Raw genomic sequence first — 16,888 nt, forward strand, 5'->3', positions numbered from 1 at the left:
TCCTTATTCAGCCACTGGCTGTTCGGCTGACTTGGGCGACGTGGTGGGGTCGACCGGAAGAGTGAAAGTACGCAGATCAATGGTCGGGGCACTGCCACCGCCTAGGCGATGGTCCAGAACCAGCAATTTGGCGTGGGTCATGCCCTGGGTCAGTTGGCTCAGGTACTGCTCAAGCAGAAAGGCTTGGCCCGCCTTGGCATAACCCTGTTGTTCGGCACCGAATCGCAGGTCGGCGCTTTGCGCAGTGGCCATAACTTCGCGCGACGTTGCCGCGGCCTGGTCATGCGCGACGCTGGCGTGCAGTTGCGCAAGGTTGGCCTGATCCGCCGCAGCGCCCCGCTCGCGAGCGATCAGCGCCTGGGCGCTGATCTGCGCCGCCTGGACACCGTGGTAGGCATTGGCTGCACCGGCAGGGGGGTGGATCGATTCAACGACGGTTGCGAGGATCTCAACGCCACTGTCGAGTTTTCTCAGGTCCCGCGCGACGGCGCTGCCAATGTCGGCCGCCAGATCCGTGCGCTGTTCCCCGAGCAACTCATCAAGCGTCCGCGAAGCGAAATCGTGGACCAGCACCCGGCTGGCAGTGCTGCGGATCAGGCTCGGAATGTCGGCGCTGTTATAGGTCGCGGCCATCGCTGCCTGGTCGTCCAGCCCGATACGGTAGACGAAGCGCACGTCCATGTTGACGATTTGAAAGCTCTGCTTCTCGACAGAACCGCTGGCGATCACCTGGGACTTATCGTTGATGTGAGTCGCATCCCACAGCCTGTTCGCGGTGGCAGGGGGCGGTCCTTCGGCAGGATCGAGCGCTGGTTCCGCAGGGCTGTTATCCGCACGGCTGCCCTCCGAAACACTGGTCGCCAGTTCATGGACCACACCGTTCTCAACAGGCAACACCGCACCGAACGGCCAGGGCAGTCCAGCATGCAAGCCAGGCCCGAGGACCTCGACCGGTTTACCGAAGCGCTCGTAGATGCCGCGACCCTGCATGGGAATTTCGTGAACCCCGCTCAGTGCCCAACCCAGCGCGATTATGACCGCCAGGACCGGCAGAAATGCACGGCGCATGTAGGTAAACGCCCAGACCTGCCGCAAGTCGATGCCAAAGCGGTTGTGCAATTCATTCTGCAATGCCGTCAGCGGGCGCGGCGGCCAGCGCAGCAGACCGGCGACGAAACTGCTGGCTATCAGACGAGGCTCGAGCCGCTCGTTGCGAGGGCTGAAAACCGACAACAGCGCTCGGACCAGCAATTCCACTGCTACCAACCCGGGTAGCAGCCCGATCAGCACGGCCAGCCGTACGGGCCAGACACGCTCGACGGAAGAAAAGAACAGGCACAAGGCCGCGATCAGCAATGTCCCGATGGCGACCCGCGTGATCTGGGCCAACTGCTCGGCCTCCGGCCAACTGGCTTCGGATTCGTTGCTGAACTGACGCTCCAATACCAGCAAACCGAAGCCGATCAGTAACAGGAGGCCTCCAACCCCATTACCAACGAGGCCAACCGCGGTGCCGACCAGCGTGAAATTCCATATCATCGCGATGCTGATTAGCGCCAAGAGTGTCCAACCCGCCAGCCAGAAGACCGGCACGCCGATCTGGCCCGCCATCGACGCCCCCGCCCCGCTGATACGCGCTAACAGGCGATCGTACCAACCAAGCTCGTCGGCCGAGACATCCTCGACCGAAGAGACGTCCTCCTCATCCGGTGTCAGCACGCGAGAGCGCCACTGCGCCACGATCTGTGCAGACTGCAGTGCCGCGGCGAGCACCAGCAGGCTCGCCGCGCTGTTGGTCAGCACGGCGGTCCACAGGGGATTGGGGGAAAACAGATCGACGAACAGCGATATCACCAAGCCAATGACGCCCAGAGTACCCAGCAGGTAGGTCAATCGTGAAAGCCGACGCACGTGAAAGCCCGCGCGCTGGAACCTTGGCATGCTGGCAGGCGCCACTCCTTCAACATCCAGATCAACCCGCATCGCCACCCCAGAACTTGCTGAATGCTGAACTCATTTCCCAACCTGCCGACTCTGCGGGTGCAATAGCCCGCAACATAGATTCAAGTGGCGTTACGATATAACAAGTGGCGTGAAATTTTCGTCTGGTCATTCACAGACTCAGGGTCAATCCACTCCCCTGACAGCCAGTAGACAGGTTAGTCGCGTGCACGCCCCCGATGGCCGTCTCGACGCAACGGCATGAGGCCCGCCGCCTCTCCACACAACCATAGAATTGCACTAAGCTCCCTGAAAGTTATCCACAGGCAGAGGATTGGCTATGGTGCCGAGTGCCTGGTTGCAAAGAGTCCTTCATCCCGTTGCGAGAATTTTGTTTGAAGACGGTGTACGCGCCATCCATGTCACCCTGTGTACGGCGTTGATTTCCGTCGCAGTGGGTGTGTTGGTGGCTGCTTTCGCTGCCAACGAGCGCATCTTCCTGCTGATTCCAGTCTGGATGCTGATCCGCACACTGTTCAACGCCATCGAAGCCTTGCTGGTCAATGAATTCGGTCAGTATTCCCGGCTCGGCCAGTGCGTCCAGGAATTAGGACGCGTCGTCGCGGAAACAGCGCTGCTCTTGCCATTTGCAGCGGTGCCGAAGGTTAGCCTGCTGCTGGTTTTACTGGTGACGCTACTGGCGATCTTCAGCGAATTCGCAGGCCTGCTGGGCCCGCTGATCAAAGCATCCAGACGCCGGGAGGGCCCTTTGAGCAGCGCGGTGCGAACGCTATGTTTCGCTGTGTTCGGGCTCGGAATCAGCTCAGGCCATACGCTTACTGCGGCGATCAACATCACGCTGGCGTTGATGGCGGTCCTGTTAGTGGCGACGATCGATAAGCGCATCCGGGGCGCTGTCGCGCAAACACCCAGACCTGACGCCGGAGCAGCCGCACGCAGTGGTGGCCCTGAATAGCGCTGTTGCTTCAACAGCGTTACACACGCCTTGCGAACAGCTTATCCACAGGCCTTTCTTGCATTTTCGACAACGGTGCTTGAACACATCGGGACTTGACCTCAGGTTCAAGCGCACTTGATATTACAACCATAATTTCCCTGGCATGTCGTCGACGGGATTTTTGCGGAGAGCGGTCTACGCTTCCCTCCACTGTCGATTTTTCTCGAGGAGTGCGTTCATGAGTCACTACGACGTTGTCATCATTGGTGGCGGGCCTGGCGGCTACAACGCGGCCATTCATGCTGGCCAGAAAGGTTTGAAGGTGGCCTGTGTGGAGGGTCGGGAAACGTTGGGCGGGACCTGCCTGAACGTCGGCTGCATCCCGTCCAAGTCACTGCTGCACGCCTCGGAACTGTACGAGGCAGCAACGGGGGAAGAATTCAAGAAATTGGGTATCGAAGTGGCGCCGACGCTGAACCTGCCGCAGATGATGGCCCAGAAAGTCGAGAGCGTGACCGGCCTGACCAAGGGCATCGAGTTTCTGTTTCGTAAGTACAAGGCCGAATGGATCAAGGGCTGGGGGCGCCTGGCTGGGCCCGGCAAGGTCATCGTCACCGACGCCAATGGTGCGGAATCCGAGCTGACCGCCAAAGACATCATCATCGCCACTGGCTCAGAACCTACCCCCCTGCCGGGCGTGACCATCGACAACAAACGCATCCTCGACTCCACCGGCGCCTTGTCACTCAGCGAAGTACCCAAGCATCTGGTCGTGATCGGTGGAGGTGTCATCGGCCTGGAGTTGGGGTCCGTCTGGCGTCGGTTGGGCGCCAAAGTGACGGTGGTCGAATTTCTCGACCATGTTGCCCATGGCTCGGACCTTGAGACGGGCAAGACGCTGCACCGCTCCCTGTCGCGTCAGGGGATGAATTTCAAACTGAGCGCCAAAGTGACCTCCGCTGTCTCGAGCGATTCGGGCGTAAGCCTGACCGTCGAACCTGCTGCGGGCGGCGAGGCTGAAGTGCTGGAAGCAGACTACGTACTGGTCTCCATCGGGCGTCGTCCTGTGACGAAGGGGCTGGGCCTGGAAACTGTCGGGCTGGAAGTGGACAAACGGGGCGTGCTTGCCAACAAGGGCCACCGTACGGCGGTGGAGGGCATCTGGGTCATCGGCGACGTCACCTCCGGCCCGATGCTGGCGCACAAAGCAGAAGACGAAGCGGCGGTCTGCGTGGAGCGCATTGTGGGTAAAAAAGGCGAACTCAACTACAACCTCATCCCCAACGTCATTTACACCCGGCCGGAGATGGCCAGTGTGGGTAAGACCGAAGAGCAGTTGAAGGAGGAAGGCCGGGCCTACAAGGTTGGGAAATTCCCCTTCAGCGCCAACAGCCGGGCGAAGGTCAACCACGAAGGCGATGGCTTCGCCAAGGTGCTGGCCGATGAGAAGACCGATGAAATCCTGGGAGTCCACCTGGTGGGCCCGAGTGTCAGCGAGATGATCGCCGAGTACTGCGTGGCCATGGAGTTCGCGGCGTCAGCAGAAGATGTGGCGCTGACTTGTCACCCTCACCCGACACGCTCCGAGGCGCTGCGCCAAGCGGCGATGGGCGCTGGAGGGCACACGACTCAGGCGTGACCGACCCGGGCCTTGCGGCCGCAACGCGGCGTGTCGATGGCGGCGTTTCCAAAGGCGCTGACGGTCGCGCGGCCCGTTGCCCGCAGGGTTTGACCTACAGCAACCCGTTGAAGCCCATCAGGAAGTGCTCTGAAACGAATTTTCTTTTTTTTCCGAACAAGATGCCGAGATTGTTATCTGTGTTGTTGGTAATTTGCGTTCGGCAAGGATTGGGAAAGCGCACGTCCATGTGCAGGAAGGCACAGCATTTCTTCAGAGGCTTCACCTTATGAATCGCAGGAATCTACTGAAAGCTTCCATGGCGCTGGCAGCGTATAGCGCGCTGCCCGCCTCGGGCCTTTATGCAGCACATGCCCTGGCGGCCGCAGCAGACGGCGACATCGAACATTTCGACTTCAAGACCTTGCAAGACCTCGCCAAGCAGATGGCCGGCAAAGCCTACGTCAGCACCAAGCAGAACCTGCCGCCTACCCTGGCGAACATGACCCCACAACAGTTCAACGCCATCCGATACGACGCCGGCCATTCCCTGTGGAACGACGTCAAGGGTCAACTGGACGTGCATTTCTTCCACGTCGGCGCAGGTTTCAAGACGCCGGTGCGTATGTACAGCGTCGACCCGGCCACGAACCAGGCGCGGGAGGTGCATTTCCGTCCGGAACTGTTCAATTACGAAGCCAGCCGCATCGACCAGAGTCAGCTAAAAGGCGACTTGGGCTTTGCAGGCTTCAAGCTGTTCAAGGCCCCTGAAATCGCCATCAACGACATCTTGTCGTTCCTGGGGGCCAGCTACTTCCGCGCGATTGACAGCAACAAACAATACGGCCTGTCCGCTCGGGGTCTGGCGATCGACACCTACGCCCACCGCCCGGAAGAATTCCCGGATTTCACCAAGTTCTGGTTTGAAAAACCGACCAAGGACGCCACGCGCTTCGTGGTGTACGCGCTCCTGGATTCGCCGAGCGCAACGGGCGCCTACCGCTTCGATATCGATTGCCAAGCCGAGCGTGTGGTGATGGACATCGACGCGCACATCAACGCTCGGGCCGACATCGAGCAACTGGGCATCGCGACCATGACCAGCATGTTCAGCTGTGGCACCCACGAACGCCGCATGTGCGACACCATTCACCCCGAGATCCATGACTCGGATCGGCTCGCCATGTGGCGCGGCAACGGTGAGTGGATCTGCCGTCCTCTCAATAACCCGGCCAAACTCCAATTCAACGCCTTCGCCGACAAGGACCCGAAAGGATTCGGTCTGGTGCAGACCGATCATGACTTCAAGACCTACCAGGACACCGTCGACTGGTATCACCGTCGGCCGAGCCTGTGGGTCGAGCCCACCACACCTTGGGGGGAGGGATCGATCGACCTGCTGGAACTGCCGACCACAGGCGAGACGCTGGACAACATCGTTGCCTTCTGGAACCCGAAAGTGCCGGTCAAGGCCGGGATGTCCATGAATTACGGCTACAAGCTCTATTGGAGTCCGTTGCCACCGGTGAGCACGCCGCTGGCGCAGGTCAATGCGACGCGCTCCGGCATGGGCGGCTTCATTGAAGGCTGGGCACCGGGAGAGCACTATCCCGATGTCTGGGCGCGACGGTTTGCCGTGGACTTCAACGGCGGAGGACTGGATCGCCTGCCGGAAGGCTCGGGGATCGAACCTGTTGTGTCCGTATCGAACGGCAAGGTGCAGGATTTCAATGTGCTTGTATTGCCGGATATCAAAGGCTTCCGTGTGACCTTCGATTGGTATCCAACCAACGATTCGGTCGACCCTGTAGAGATGCGCATGTTCATCAAAACGGGCGATAGGACGCTGAGCGAGACGTGGCTGTACCAGTACTTTCCGCCTGCACCGGACAAACGCAAATACACCTGAGCCATTGACCGCAGCGGTGCATTGAGCCTGCGTGAGCGCTTCTGTGATCCTGCAAAAGGATGAGAGAAGCGCTCGGTCCCTGAGCTAGATGCCGGCCCCGTTCTATAGGCTGAGCCCGTCGAGACCCTGCAATGCTCGGCTGTGCTGTAACAGAAATGAGTCATAGACGGCGGCCGAAAAGGCGCTGGAGATCGCCCGATTTACCAGCGTCAAATTTCACACCCTTAGTAAATTCAATAAGTTACAGACTCCGATTTTTTCGATCGGGCGACCCTGTCCGAAAATTTGACTAATTCGTTGACAGCCTCTCCATCTGGGGCTGATATATCTCCTGTCACGCCGATTCAGCATGGCTTGCCAAGCTCTGCTGCACCTACCCCGGCGCTTGCGACATACCGCATCTATTTTCTGATCGACAGCCCGAAGCTGAGTCGATGGGCGGTAGCTTTGCGTCGAGAACTTCAACCGGCCGGCCCCCGGCTAGCTGTCCGACGATCACTTCCATTCGAGCGCTTCAAAGGGACTGACCATGATGTCGAATGCCTCCGTTGATAAACCTTCGATCCTCTCTTTCAACATCTCCACGGCCATCGTCTGGACGGCCATCAGCTTGATCGTGGTCGAAACATTCTCAGGGGCGCTGCGTTTTTATCTGGACAAGGCGGGCCTGTCCGCGGTGCTGTACGGTCCCAAAATCCTTTGCTGCCTGCTGCTGATGCTGCAACTCCTGCACTTGAAGACCAGCAAAGGGGTGTGGCTCGGCCTGCTCGCGCTGGTGATTTCGAGCCTGATCGCCATGCTGCATGGCGCGTCACTCAGCAACATCGGATTCAGTGTCTTCGGGATCTGCCCGATATTGTTCGGCATGATTTGCAGCGAACAGCTCATCCATCGCAAAAAGCTGCTGCTGTGGGCGGTCGGCCTGTGCCTGCTAGCGTCTTTCGTCGGGCTGGCGCTGGACAAACTGACGTCCGTTCCCTGGAAAGGCTACAGCTACACACTCGGCGAAACGGAGTTGAGCGGCAATACGGCCTGGGCGGTAGACGAAGCCGACCGCCTGGCCGGTTTTGCACGCGTGTCCAATATCCTGTCGATCAACCTGGCGATGGGCGCGTTGTTCGTGATGCCGTTCTTGCGGTCCCGGCTCTTGATGCTCGTGCTCAGCGGCGTGACCGCCGTGGCGATCGTCATGACGACGAGCAAGGCACCCGCAGCCGGCTTCGTGTGCGCGGTGGGACTGCTGATGGTCCTACGGTTTCACTGGACAGCACGGGTGGTGATGACGATCGCTGTACTGATCGGGATGATCCTGCCGCTGATCAGTTTTCTCTACGACTTCAACGCGGGCCTGGCCAGCACCGGCACCCTGTCTTCGCTTTACGATCGTTTGATCAACAGTTGGCCGAACATGGCGAGGTGGATCATCAGCGAAGGTTGGGAGCTGACCGGGGCTGGGCTCGGCGCCTATGGCAGCACGTTGGCCCTGTTCCCGATTCCGGGCCTGCCGACCCTGGGTTCAGACAGCACCGTGCTGTACCTGTGGGGCATGCTGGGCGCGTTCGGAATTCTTCTGTTCACGCTGCAGATCCCTCTGTTCATTGCCTTGGGCGATGACGTGACGCGGGCGGGACGAGCGTTACTGGCGGTGTGCTTTTGCTGTCTGCTGACGGGCTGGACCACCGACATGCCTGAAATCGCGACGGCCAATTTGTTTCTGGGCATGGCCATTGGTCACGTCCTCGGCCGAAATCGAGTACCGCGTCCGGTGACCTCCACCTTCAGCGGGACGCACGCTCTGTTTCCTGTCCTGCCCCACTTGAATTGAGAGCATCGGCAATGAAGTTCAGCCGCCTGTCAGCCGCATTCCTGTCTCTGCTCAGCATGTTCCTCGTTCATGAAGCGGCCGCCGACGAGCCGTTCATTCTGGGCATCGGCACCCACTTGATGAACTTTCCGGCTTCGCCTCGAGTGCCCTTGCAGCTTGCGGCGCAAGCCGGCGTCACCGCACTCAAGGACGATGCGTTCTGGTCAACCGCCGAGCCGGCACCCAATCAACTGAGGATCGTGCAGCCATGGCGTGATTACCTGAGCGCTGCAGCCACGCAGAACTTGTCCCGCCTGGTGATTCTCGACTACAGCACCTTTTTTCACGACAACGCCAAGCCGCGCGCAGGCAAGGTCAAGGCGGCCTATCTGAATTACGTCAATTACGTGGTCGGTCAGTTGGGGAACAGGGTCAATTACTACGAAATCTGGAATGAATGGGACTTGGAAGCCCCGGGCGATCCCAAGCTGGCCGCCGACTACGCAGCGCTGGTGCGTGACACGGTTCCGCTGATTCGCAAGCACACCCAAGGGCAAAACGGCTCACCCGCGAAGATCCTGGCCGGTTCGATCACCCCCCAGGGCATGGACGAGGGATTTGCCGACCACCTGATCGACGCCGGCATGCTCGATCAAGTCGACGGGCTGTCGATCCATCCCTACGCGCATTGCGCAGGGGGCGGTCGAAACAATCCGGAGGGTTGGGTCAACTGGGTGCGTGAATACGAACGCCATATCCGCACCAAGGCCGGTCGCGACGTACCGTTGTACATCACCGAGATGGCTTGGCCGAGTCACACCGAGAACTGCGGGAGCACCCCCGAAACCCAGGCGGCCTTCATGGCACGCATCCTGTTTTTCGCGCGCACGATCCCCAATCTCGAAGGCATGTGGTGGTACGACCTGATCAACGACGGGGCCGATCGAAAAGATCAGGAGCATAACTTCGGGCTTTTAAATGAAGACCTTTCAGCCAAGCCGGCCTACAACGTGCTGAAGGTCATCAGCCCCTTCATCAAAGACTTCACCTATGACCCAGACGCCAGCGTGTGGGCCGATGACGCTTATTTGCTGCATTTCTCGAAGGGTGAAGAGCAGATCGTCGTGGCATGGGCAGGTGCCAGGAAAACCATCGAGAAAACCGTACATTCCGCTGGCCCACAGAACGGTGCGCTCAGGCTCATCGACACCGCCCAGCCGCAAAAGGGCTGGTTCAACGCGGAGCAATCCTGGGCTTGCCAGGCGCAGCAGTGTTCGGCGCCTATCACATTGAACGGCTTCCCAAAAATCATTCGCGTGGGCGCATCAGGCTAACGGATGCGTTTCTGCGCTGGCCTCTTAACAACGTCACTTGAAGAATCGCCATGGATTTCAGAAAAGACATCAATGGACTCAGGGCCATCGCGGTCATCGCAGTGGTGATCTTCCATTTCAATCCCGCCTGGCTGCCGGGCGGATTTTCCGGTGTGGATATTTTCTTCGTGATTTCCGGGTTTCTGATCACCGGAATACTGTTCCGCAATCTGGAGAAAGACAGCCTGAGTCTCATTGGTTTCTATAAGTCTCGGGCGCGGCGAATCATTCCGGCCTTGGCCGTCATGTGTGCGGCCCTGCTGATACTCGGCTGGGTCTATCTGCTGCCACTGGAATACAGCGAGCTCGGCAAACACGTCGCTGCCAGCCTCGGGTTCTACTCCAACTTCACATACTGGTCGGAAGCGGGCTATTTCACTGCCAGCGCCCACGAAAAGTGGCTGCTGCATACGTGGTCGCTGTCCGTCGAATGGCAGTTCTACATGCTCTACCCCGTCGTGCTATTGGGGCTTAGCAAGGTCATGACAGTGCGTCATTTGCGCTGGGTGGTCATGGCGGCATGTGCGGGCGGTTTCGTCGTCTGTGTGATCGCGTCGGTCAAGTGGCCGGAGCCTGCGTTCTATCTACTGCCTACACGTGCCTGGGAACTGTTGCTGGGCGGCGTGGCCGCGTTGTTTCCAGTGAAACTGAATCCCGCGCAACAACGGGTTTTGGAAGCCACCGGCCTGGGGTTGATGGCCGCCAGCTTTGTCGTCCTCTCGGAGCGCGTGGTGTGGCCTGGCTATCTGGCTTTGATGCCGGTGCTGGGCACATTCGCAGTCATCATGGCGGCGCGGCAAGACTCGCCCGTGACCAACAATCGGTTTTCCCAATGGACCGGCAAACTGTCGTATTCATTGTATTTGTGGCACTGGCCCGTCGTGGTGTACATGAGTTATGCGGGTTATCTCGGAAGTCCGGTCAACGCGCTGCCAGGCATCATCGCTGCCTTTGTTCTGGCCCAGCTTTCGTACTCGCTGATCGAACAAACGCCGCAGAAAAAAGCATCGACAAGCTCGTGGCGATTTGCGGGTGCGGGCGCTCTGATTGCGCTGGTCTTCGTCGGTGGCACGGCGGTCAATGCCACCGATGGCGCCGTTTCTGCGCTGCGCCCGGTGAGCATCTCGGACAAGGCACGCTTTCTTCAGGATTACGCGACCCGGCAGAAAAACCTGTATGAAAACTATTGGCTGAAATGCGATGCCTTTTCGGCGTTCACTGAGCGCAACCAGACGCAGATCGACGCGTCATGCACGCGCAAATCGGGCGATGGCGGCGTATTCCTCTGGGGCGATTCCCACGCACAAGCGCTGTCGCTCGGCTTGAGAACGTTCCTGGCACGGGGCACGCCTTTCTACCAGGTGGCCTCTGCCGGCTGTAAGCCCAGCCTGACAATAGATACAGGCAGGGAAACCCCAGCGCGGATTACCTGCAACTACTCCAACACCACCGCTTTGAAAGCCATCGCTGCGTTGCAACCTGAGGTGGTGGTGATCGCGCAAAAGGATCAGCACGACAAGACGCGCTGGAACGAGCTGGCCGCGCGGCTCAAGGCCGACGGTGTCAAACGAGTGGTGCTGATGGGGCCTCTGCCCCAGTGGAACCCTTCGTTGCCCAGCGTCATTGCCAATCGTCACTGGGGCACGGACGATTCGCACATCACCGATTCCGCTATGGACAAGGAACTGATCGACACGAACCGCGCCACACGGGCCATGATCGATCCCCACATGGTCGATTTCGTGTCGCTGATGGACGGATTGTGCGTGGTCGACTCATGCCTGGTGCGCTTGCAGGAGGATCATTCGTTGCTGCAAATCGACTCAGGCCACTTGAGCTCAGCGGGATCGCTTTACATCGTAAAAAACTACGTGATGCCCGAATTGCGCAAAGAGAATGCGGCGCTTGAAGGGGCACGAGACACCAAGGTCGCTATCAACGCTGCAACGTCTTACTGACCTCGCCAAGAGGAAGACTTCGCACCCCGCCCGCCCGGCGTTGCCGGTGCGGGCTTTTTTACGCGTGGCATCAGGGTGGCTTATCGCAGCGGATACTCAGGCGATGTTCACGCCGGCACCATCATCCCTAACATTTCCCGGGCGATTCGATCAGCATCGACAAACGCCCGAGAGTAGCTCCCCGATGAAGGCACGTAGTGGTTGTAATAGGTAGCGCCCTCTACGATGGGGCCGGTTATCCACAGATTGGGTTGAGCTCTGCCATGGCTGTCGATATGAATCAGTCCATCATTCCCATCGCCACTGTGGATAATTCCGCTCTCCCGCAATTGACGTATGATCGCTGGCTGCGAGGCTACGGTCAGATTTGGACTGACGTGCGCGGAGATAACCACGTCCAATGACGTCGCACTTTCACCCTCGCGCTGAAGTACAACGTCCCCCGTTTCGGGGTCGCGCGTGACGTGCGAAGGATGGACCCAGTCGAGAATGCCAGCGTTTGCCAGTGCTAACAGCTCTTGGTGACGTTCTTTTTGGGGACCCGCCACCATCCTGTTGACCAGTGGAGCGTACTCATCGAAGAACACCCGATGGGACGCCCTGCTCAGCCCCTGGTTATCCACAACACGCCGCAGTTGCTCTCGACAGCTCCTCCACACCTCAGCCGCAGCTTTGATGGGGCTTTGATCAAGCCCGTAGCTGCTCTGCTGCAAATCCGCCTCGATCATTGATCTCACCCACTGCGCGTAATTCTCCACAGGTGCTGTCGAATAGCCGGGATCGAAAAGCATAGGGTCCAGGCCCGGCACACCAAACATCCGCGCCAGAGCGTGTAGCTTGGGCTCGATCTCGCCCAACAGGTGAGCAGTCGCGATTTCCGACTTCACCCGCAAGGAGGACTCGCCACGCAGAGAGGCGACCATGCCAAAGTATTCCGCAGCCATCTCCGCCTTTATTAGCGGCAACACCTGGCATTCGAAATCCAGGCCAATCGGGTGCCGGGCGCGTAGATCGGCGACGGCGGATAGGGTGAATATCAACGGAGCGGCTCCGAGCCGATGCGGGACGATGTCGGGCCGAGTCCAATAGGGGAGCCCACGACGGGAGTACATAAACAGACGAGGCTCCTCACCGGACGGCTGATAGGTCAGCCCAGCAGGCCCCGCGATGAAGCGCCCTCCCCGTCCCACGGTCAACTGCGCGACCGCGTCCATCGCCGACAGCCCCATTCCTTCGATGCCGACCGCCTGTGTGGAAGCGATAGTCTGGCTCGCATGCGCTTGTGGATAAGCGCAAACACGCTGGGTTGTCTTTCCCAGCCCCGCGCCAGCAGCAGGCGGCTCAGCGTGCCCGATGGTGATCAAGAGCCAATCCACGTGATAGCGCTGTCGGTCATCTGTGGACAATACAAAGGCACCGGTATCGGTGTGCTCAATGTTATCCACAGCATGGGGATGATGGATGACGTCGACGCATGTGGGCAGCGTACGAAGGACTTCCCGATACGTCCATGCCAAGTACTCTCCTAGCCAAGCGCGTGGAAGAAACTCATCAGGCCTGACCACCCGCTCTGCCGCCTTATAGCGCAAGCACCATTCATAGAAATTCGGTCCTGTGCGCCCGGCAAGCCCGTTCAGCGCGGCGGAGTCCGGAAACATTGAAATCTGCGACGCCACAGTGTTGAGCATCAGCCAGGCGGGCTGGTCCACCGAGTGCAAACCCGGACCCGGTTGGCGAGGTTCGAACACATGAATCGCCACCCTTCGCTCGCTGTGCGCGGCGACCGCGCATAGCCGTTCAAGTACGGTCAGCCCCCTTGAACCACACCCGACGATGCCGATCTGTATAGCGGCCCCGCGATCATCGATGGGTTGGCGCTCATGCAGGTCACGAACAAAACGCAAGCTGGCACTCAGTTCCATCTCAGGGTTTCTCCAAAAAACGCATCAATGGCCACGGCACGCGATTCAGCCAATGCGGTATCCACGACGAACTTGGCCAGTGCCAGGTCCAGCACGCCAAGCCCGAAGGGCGAGAAGATCGACGGCTTGCCTGGGTCGAGTGCGACCTCGCCGCGCATCAGGCCCGCCAATGTGCCGTTCATGAAGTGACGATGACCGGTGAGTTGTTCGGCGAGATGCGGAGAGGTGTTGGCCTTCATGCAATGCTCGACGTCGTCACACAGGTTGTTGGCCGCCAGCAGCACTTCAGGGGAGATGTCGCGCAAGGAAATGTTGAGCACCACCTGACCCGCCCGAAATGCCTTCGGGTGCGCAACGTAGGGTTCGCCAGCGGTCGTGGCGAAAATCACGAGATCTGCCGCCAACGCCTCTTCAAGTGAGCCAGTGCGGGCTGTGCATAAGTCCCTCTGTTCGATGAAGGCTTTCAATGCGTTGGCCGAGGCTGAGTCCAGGTCATGCACCAAGGCTTCCCCGAGATTCCATCCCTCCACGGCTAACATGCGCGCGATGTTGCGTGCGATGACGCCGGCACCGATGAAGCTCACCGATCCCGCCTGCCGAGACTGCCCGTTAAGCCAGTAAGCGCCCGAGACCGCCGAGGCCGCCGTTCGAACGGCACTGATCTGGGCGCCTTCAAGGCAGGCGACCGGATAGCCTGTCTCCCGATCATTGAGGATCACAACCGCAGAGGCTCGTGGCTTCTGCTGTTGAACGTTGGCTGGAAAACTCGAGATCCACTTGATGCCAGCCACCGCCCCCTCGCCTTCCAGCGATGCAGGTAACGCGATGATGCGATTGGCGGGCTGCTGTGGAAAACGCAGGAAATAGCTGTCTGGATTGAGCGTCTGTCCATCGTGGTGCTGCAGATAGACCTGCTCGACCCGCGCCACCATCGAGTGTGCTTGCACGTCGAGAATGTCTTTGATCACGGCACCCGGTACCACATGAAAATCAGACATTGGCCTCCTCCCTTTCGAAAGAATGCACGTACTGTTTGAGGTAACGGCTGATTGGTTGCGAGGAAAGCGCTGACAGCTCGGCAAGCCCGAATTTCTGAATGACCCACTCGTCGTTGTAGATGGTTTCCAAATAGCGCTCACCGGCATCCGGCGAGATCGCGACCACTACGGCATCCTTGGGAATATTCAGTGATGGCGCAGCCAGCCCGGCAATGACGGTGCCCGTCGAGCCGCCGGCCAGCACACCATTGGACCTGGCCAGCCAGCGACACATGGCCACCGTCGCACGCTCGTCGACCACTTGCTGTTTATGCAGGTGATGCGCACGAAAGATCGGCGGCATCTGACTCGATCCCAGCCCAGGGATGTAGCGTTTGCCCGGCGCCTGCCCGAAAGTGACCGAGCCTGCGCTGTCTACGGCGATGATCTTGGTACGCGGTGAATGCTTGCGGAAATACTGCACGCAGCCCATCAAGGTCCCTGTGGTTCCCGCGCCAACGACGAGGTAATCAAGCGCCGGAAAGGCGATGTGAATCGAGCGAGCCGTGGTTTGCTCGTGCGTCCGAGCGTTGGCCGGATTGCTGTATTGGTTCAGCCAAAGATGGCGCGGGTCTCTAGCGACCGTATCGCGGATGTAGCGGATGCGGGTTCCGAGGTAGCCGTCGTTGTCGTCACGCTCGGTGACGATGACGATCTGTGCACCGAACGCCTCCATCATTTTGATGTTGTGAAGATTGGTATTGGGGTCGACGACGCAGCAGAACTTGTAGCCTCGTTCCGCGCAAATCATCGCCAGCGCCACCCCAAGATTCCCGGAGGACGACTCGATCAGCACGGTATCCTTGTGGATAAGTCGTCGCTCTGCGTAAGAATCGATCAAGCCAATAGCCGTCTTCATCTTGATCGAGCCCGCCGGGTTACAGGATTCCAGCTTCAGATGAAGGTTCTCGAAGCCAAGACCTTTCACACGGACGAAATTCGAGTCGCCCACGATATGAGAAATGAAATTCATGACCGAGCCTCGGCGCGCGCAGCCGCAGCCCGCTTAGGGTGAGATACAACCTTTGCGAGTTGACGCGGTTGCGTCGCAAGCAATGCATCGGTCAATTGCTGGGCACGCAGCGCCACCATCGAGAAGGATTGCGCGTCGCTGATGCCGTGGGTCTTCTCCGAGGTCCCGTTGGCCAAGATCTGCAACCCTTCGCTGTTTTGCAGGCTGACTCGGTAGGATCTGTCCACAGACAGGCTGCCGTCTTCTTCGCGCACCAGCCAGGGCAGCAGCAGCGTCAGCAGCGGCGGGACAGCCAGTTGTTCGTAACCCGTGCCGAGGACAATGCCGTCGACATAGAGCGTGGTTTCACTGCCGGTATTGTTGTCACGCAGCACAACGGAATAGGCATCGCCGACCTTTTCCACAGACTCGACACTGGACCATGTGTGTAAATTAAGACGCTGATGGCCGCTGACCTCGCCCTCGTACATGAAGGAGTACAAGGCTTGGCTCTCATCGGCGTCGATTCCGGCATAGTTGGTCGAGCGAATCTCATCGAACACTCGGGTACGCCGCGCAGGCTCCAGCTGGTGGAAGTAGTCCACCTGCTCCGGCAGGAAAGCCATATTGGGAAACTGCCCCAATTGCCCCACTCTGAACCCGACGCCCCGGTGGACGGAGTGCACTTGGGTGGTCGGTGCAGCGCCCAGGAGGTGCGCAACCGCTTCGCCCGCGCTTTGCCCAGAACCCAGGACCAGCCAGCGCTGGGCGATCGGGCCGCCGCCCAAGTGGACGTTCTTCAAATACTGCGACGTGTGAAAAACCCGGCCGCCTAAATGCGCGCTGAAGACCTCGGGAATCCTGGGAAGGCTGCCGTGCGAAAGTACCAAGCGCCGAGTGCGATAGATGCCCTTCGGCGTCACGATATCCACAGCCTTGAGGATGCCGCTCTCAGTGACCGGCAGGATATCCACAACCCCTTCGTCGTAGGACACATAATCGTTCAACTGGTCGGCAACCCAACTGATGTAGTCCGACCACTCCACTCGGCTGGCAGGGCGGCCTAGCAGACCGAACTTGTACAGGCGCCCTTTCGCCTTAAGGTACATGGCGAAAGAGAAACGGCTGCGAGGGTTACGCGGGGTCACCAAGTCACGAAATACATGATGGTTGATGTCAGTCCCGGCCAATAAAAACGCCCCATGCCAAGTCGTATCGCGCCCTTTCTCGAAGAACTTCACCCGCTGGAACGGCTTCTTGCCGTTGTCTTCCGCTTCGTCTTCCAGCGCACAGGCCAGCGCGATACCGGCGGGACCGAAGCCGACTGATGCGACGTCCAACTCCTGGCGCATACCCTCGATTTCAAACTGATTCATGATGGTTCTTCCTGAAAAGAATGAGACGTGGCGAGCCCAA

General features: G+C 59.3%; 9 protein-coding genes and 1 pseudogene. 6 read left to right on the plus strand and 4 right to left on the minus strand.

Going from position 1 to position 16,888, the window contains the following annotated elements; translation table 11 throughout:
- Positions 1–3: 3 nt before the first annotated feature.
- Positions 4–1,983, minus strand: coding sequence for a protease modulator HflK (locus N5D61_RS06660; protein ID WP_279891530.1), 1,980 nt, complete (start codon positions 1,981–1,983; stop codon positions 4–6).
- Between the two features lie 349 nt (positions 1,984–2,332).
- On the opposite strand from N5D61_RS06660, the gene N5D61_RS06665 reads away from it, so the two are divergent.
- The 6 genes from N5D61_RS06665 (at position 2,333) to N5D61_RS06690 (ending at position 11,561) form a co-directional block, all read left to right on the plus strand.
- The gene (locus tag N5D61_RS06665) at positions 2,333–2,917 is read left to right on the plus strand and encodes a CDP-alcohol phosphatidyltransferase family protein (protein WP_279891532.1); all 585 of its coding nucleotides are present in this window, start codon (positions 2,333–2,335) and stop codon (positions 2,915–2,917) included.
- A gap of 220 nt (positions 2,918–3,137) precedes the next feature.
- Complete coding sequence (gene lpdA / locus N5D61_RS06670) at positions 3,138–4,538, plus strand: dihydrolipoyl dehydrogenase (protein ID WP_279891534.1); 1,401 nt, start codon at positions 3,138–3,140, stop codon at positions 4,536–4,538.
- 268 nt (positions 4,539–4,806) lie between these two features.
- Positions 4,807–6,426, plus strand: coding sequence for a glucan biosynthesis protein D (locus tag N5D61_RS06675; protein ID WP_108236278.1), 1,620 nt, complete (start codon positions 4,807–4,809; stop codon positions 6,424–6,426).
- 529 nt (positions 6,427–6,955) lie between these two features.
- On the plus strand, positions 6,956–8,251 hold the full coding sequence (locus tag N5D61_RS06680; RefSeq protein ID WP_279891537.1) for a hypothetical protein: 1,296 nt from the start codon (positions 6,956–6,958) through the stop codon (positions 8,249–8,251).
- Between the two features lie 11 nt (positions 8,252–8,262).
- Positions 8,263–9,564 carry a hypothetical protein gene (locus N5D61_RS06685; RefSeq protein ID WP_279891538.1) on the plus strand — a complete coding sequence of 434 codons (1,302 nt, stop codon included), beginning with the start codon at positions 8,263–8,265 and terminating at the stop codon, positions 9,562–9,564.
- Between the two features lie 50 nt (positions 9,565–9,614).
- Positions 9,615–11,561: an acyltransferase family protein gene (locus N5D61_RS06690; protein ID WP_279891540.1), complete on the plus strand. Its 1,947-nt coding sequence runs from the start codon at positions 9,615–9,617 to the stop codon at positions 11,559–11,561.
- A 107-nt stretch (positions 11,562–11,668) separates the two neighbouring features.
- Here the strand turns inward: N5D61_RS06690 and N5D61_RS06695 are convergent, their stop codons facing one another.
- The 3 genes and pseudogenes from N5D61_RS06695 to N5D61_RS06705 all read right to left on the minus strand — a co-directional run bounded on the left by N5D61_RS06695 (position 11,669) and on the right by N5D61_RS06705 (position 16,848).
- Entirely contained in the window at positions 11,669–13,483 is a 1,815-nt protein-coding gene (locus tag N5D61_RS06695; RefSeq protein ID WP_279891542.1) for an FAD/NAD(P)-binding protein, read from the minus strand.
- Positions 13,474–15,493, minus strand: a pseudogene (gene sbnA / locus N5D61_RS06700) (2,3-diaminopropionate biosynthesis protein SbnA). Before sbnA ends, N5D61_RS06695 begins: the two are co-directional and overlap by 10 nt.
- Positions 15,490–16,848, minus strand: a complete 1,359-nt coding sequence (locus N5D61_RS06705; protein ID WP_279891544.1) for a SidA/IucD/PvdA family monooxygenase — start codon at positions 16,846–16,848, stop codon at positions 15,490–15,492. The pseudogene sbnA and the gene N5D61_RS06705 overlap by 4 nt, the downstream one beginning before the upstream one ends.
- Between the last annotated feature and the right edge of the window lie 40 nt (positions 16,849–16,888).

Origin of the sequence: Pseudomonas sp. GD03842 (genome assembly GCF_029841165.1) — a bacterium.
Lineage (GTDB): Bacteria > Pseudomonadota > Gammaproteobacteria > Pseudomonadales > Pseudomonadaceae > Aquipseudomonas.

Coding starts and splice junctions, on each gene's coding strand:
- N5D61_RS06680 (WP_279891537.1), top strand. CDS start 6,956: ATGATGTCGAATGCCTCCGTTGATAAACCTTCGATCCTCTCTTTCAAC.
- N5D61_RS06690 (WP_279891540.1), top strand. CDS start 9,615: ATGGATTTCAGAAAAGACATCAATGGACTCAGGGCCATCGCGGTCATC.
- N5D61_RS06695 (WP_279891542.1), bottom strand. CDS start 13,483: ATGGAACTGAGTGCCAGCTTGCGTTTTGTTCGTGACCTGCATGAGCGC.
- N5D61_RS06675 (WP_108236278.1), top strand. CDS start 4,807: ATGAATCGCAGGAATCTACTGAAAGCTTCCATGGCGCTGGCAGCGTAT.
- lpdA (WP_279891534.1), top strand. CDS start 3,138: ATGAGTCACTACGACGTTGTCATCATTGGTGGCGGGCCTGGCGGCTAC.
- N5D61_RS06705 (WP_279891544.1), bottom strand. CDS start 16,848: ATGAATCAGTTTGAAATCGAGGGTATGCGCCAGGAGTTGGACGTCGCA.
- N5D61_RS06660 (WP_279891530.1), bottom strand. CDS start 1,983: ATGCGGGTTGATCTGGATGTTGAAGGAGTGGCGCCTGCCAGCATGCCA.
- N5D61_RS06685 (WP_279891538.1), top strand. CDS start 8,263: ATGAAGTTCAGCCGCCTGTCAGCCGCATTCCTGTCTCTGCTCAGCATG.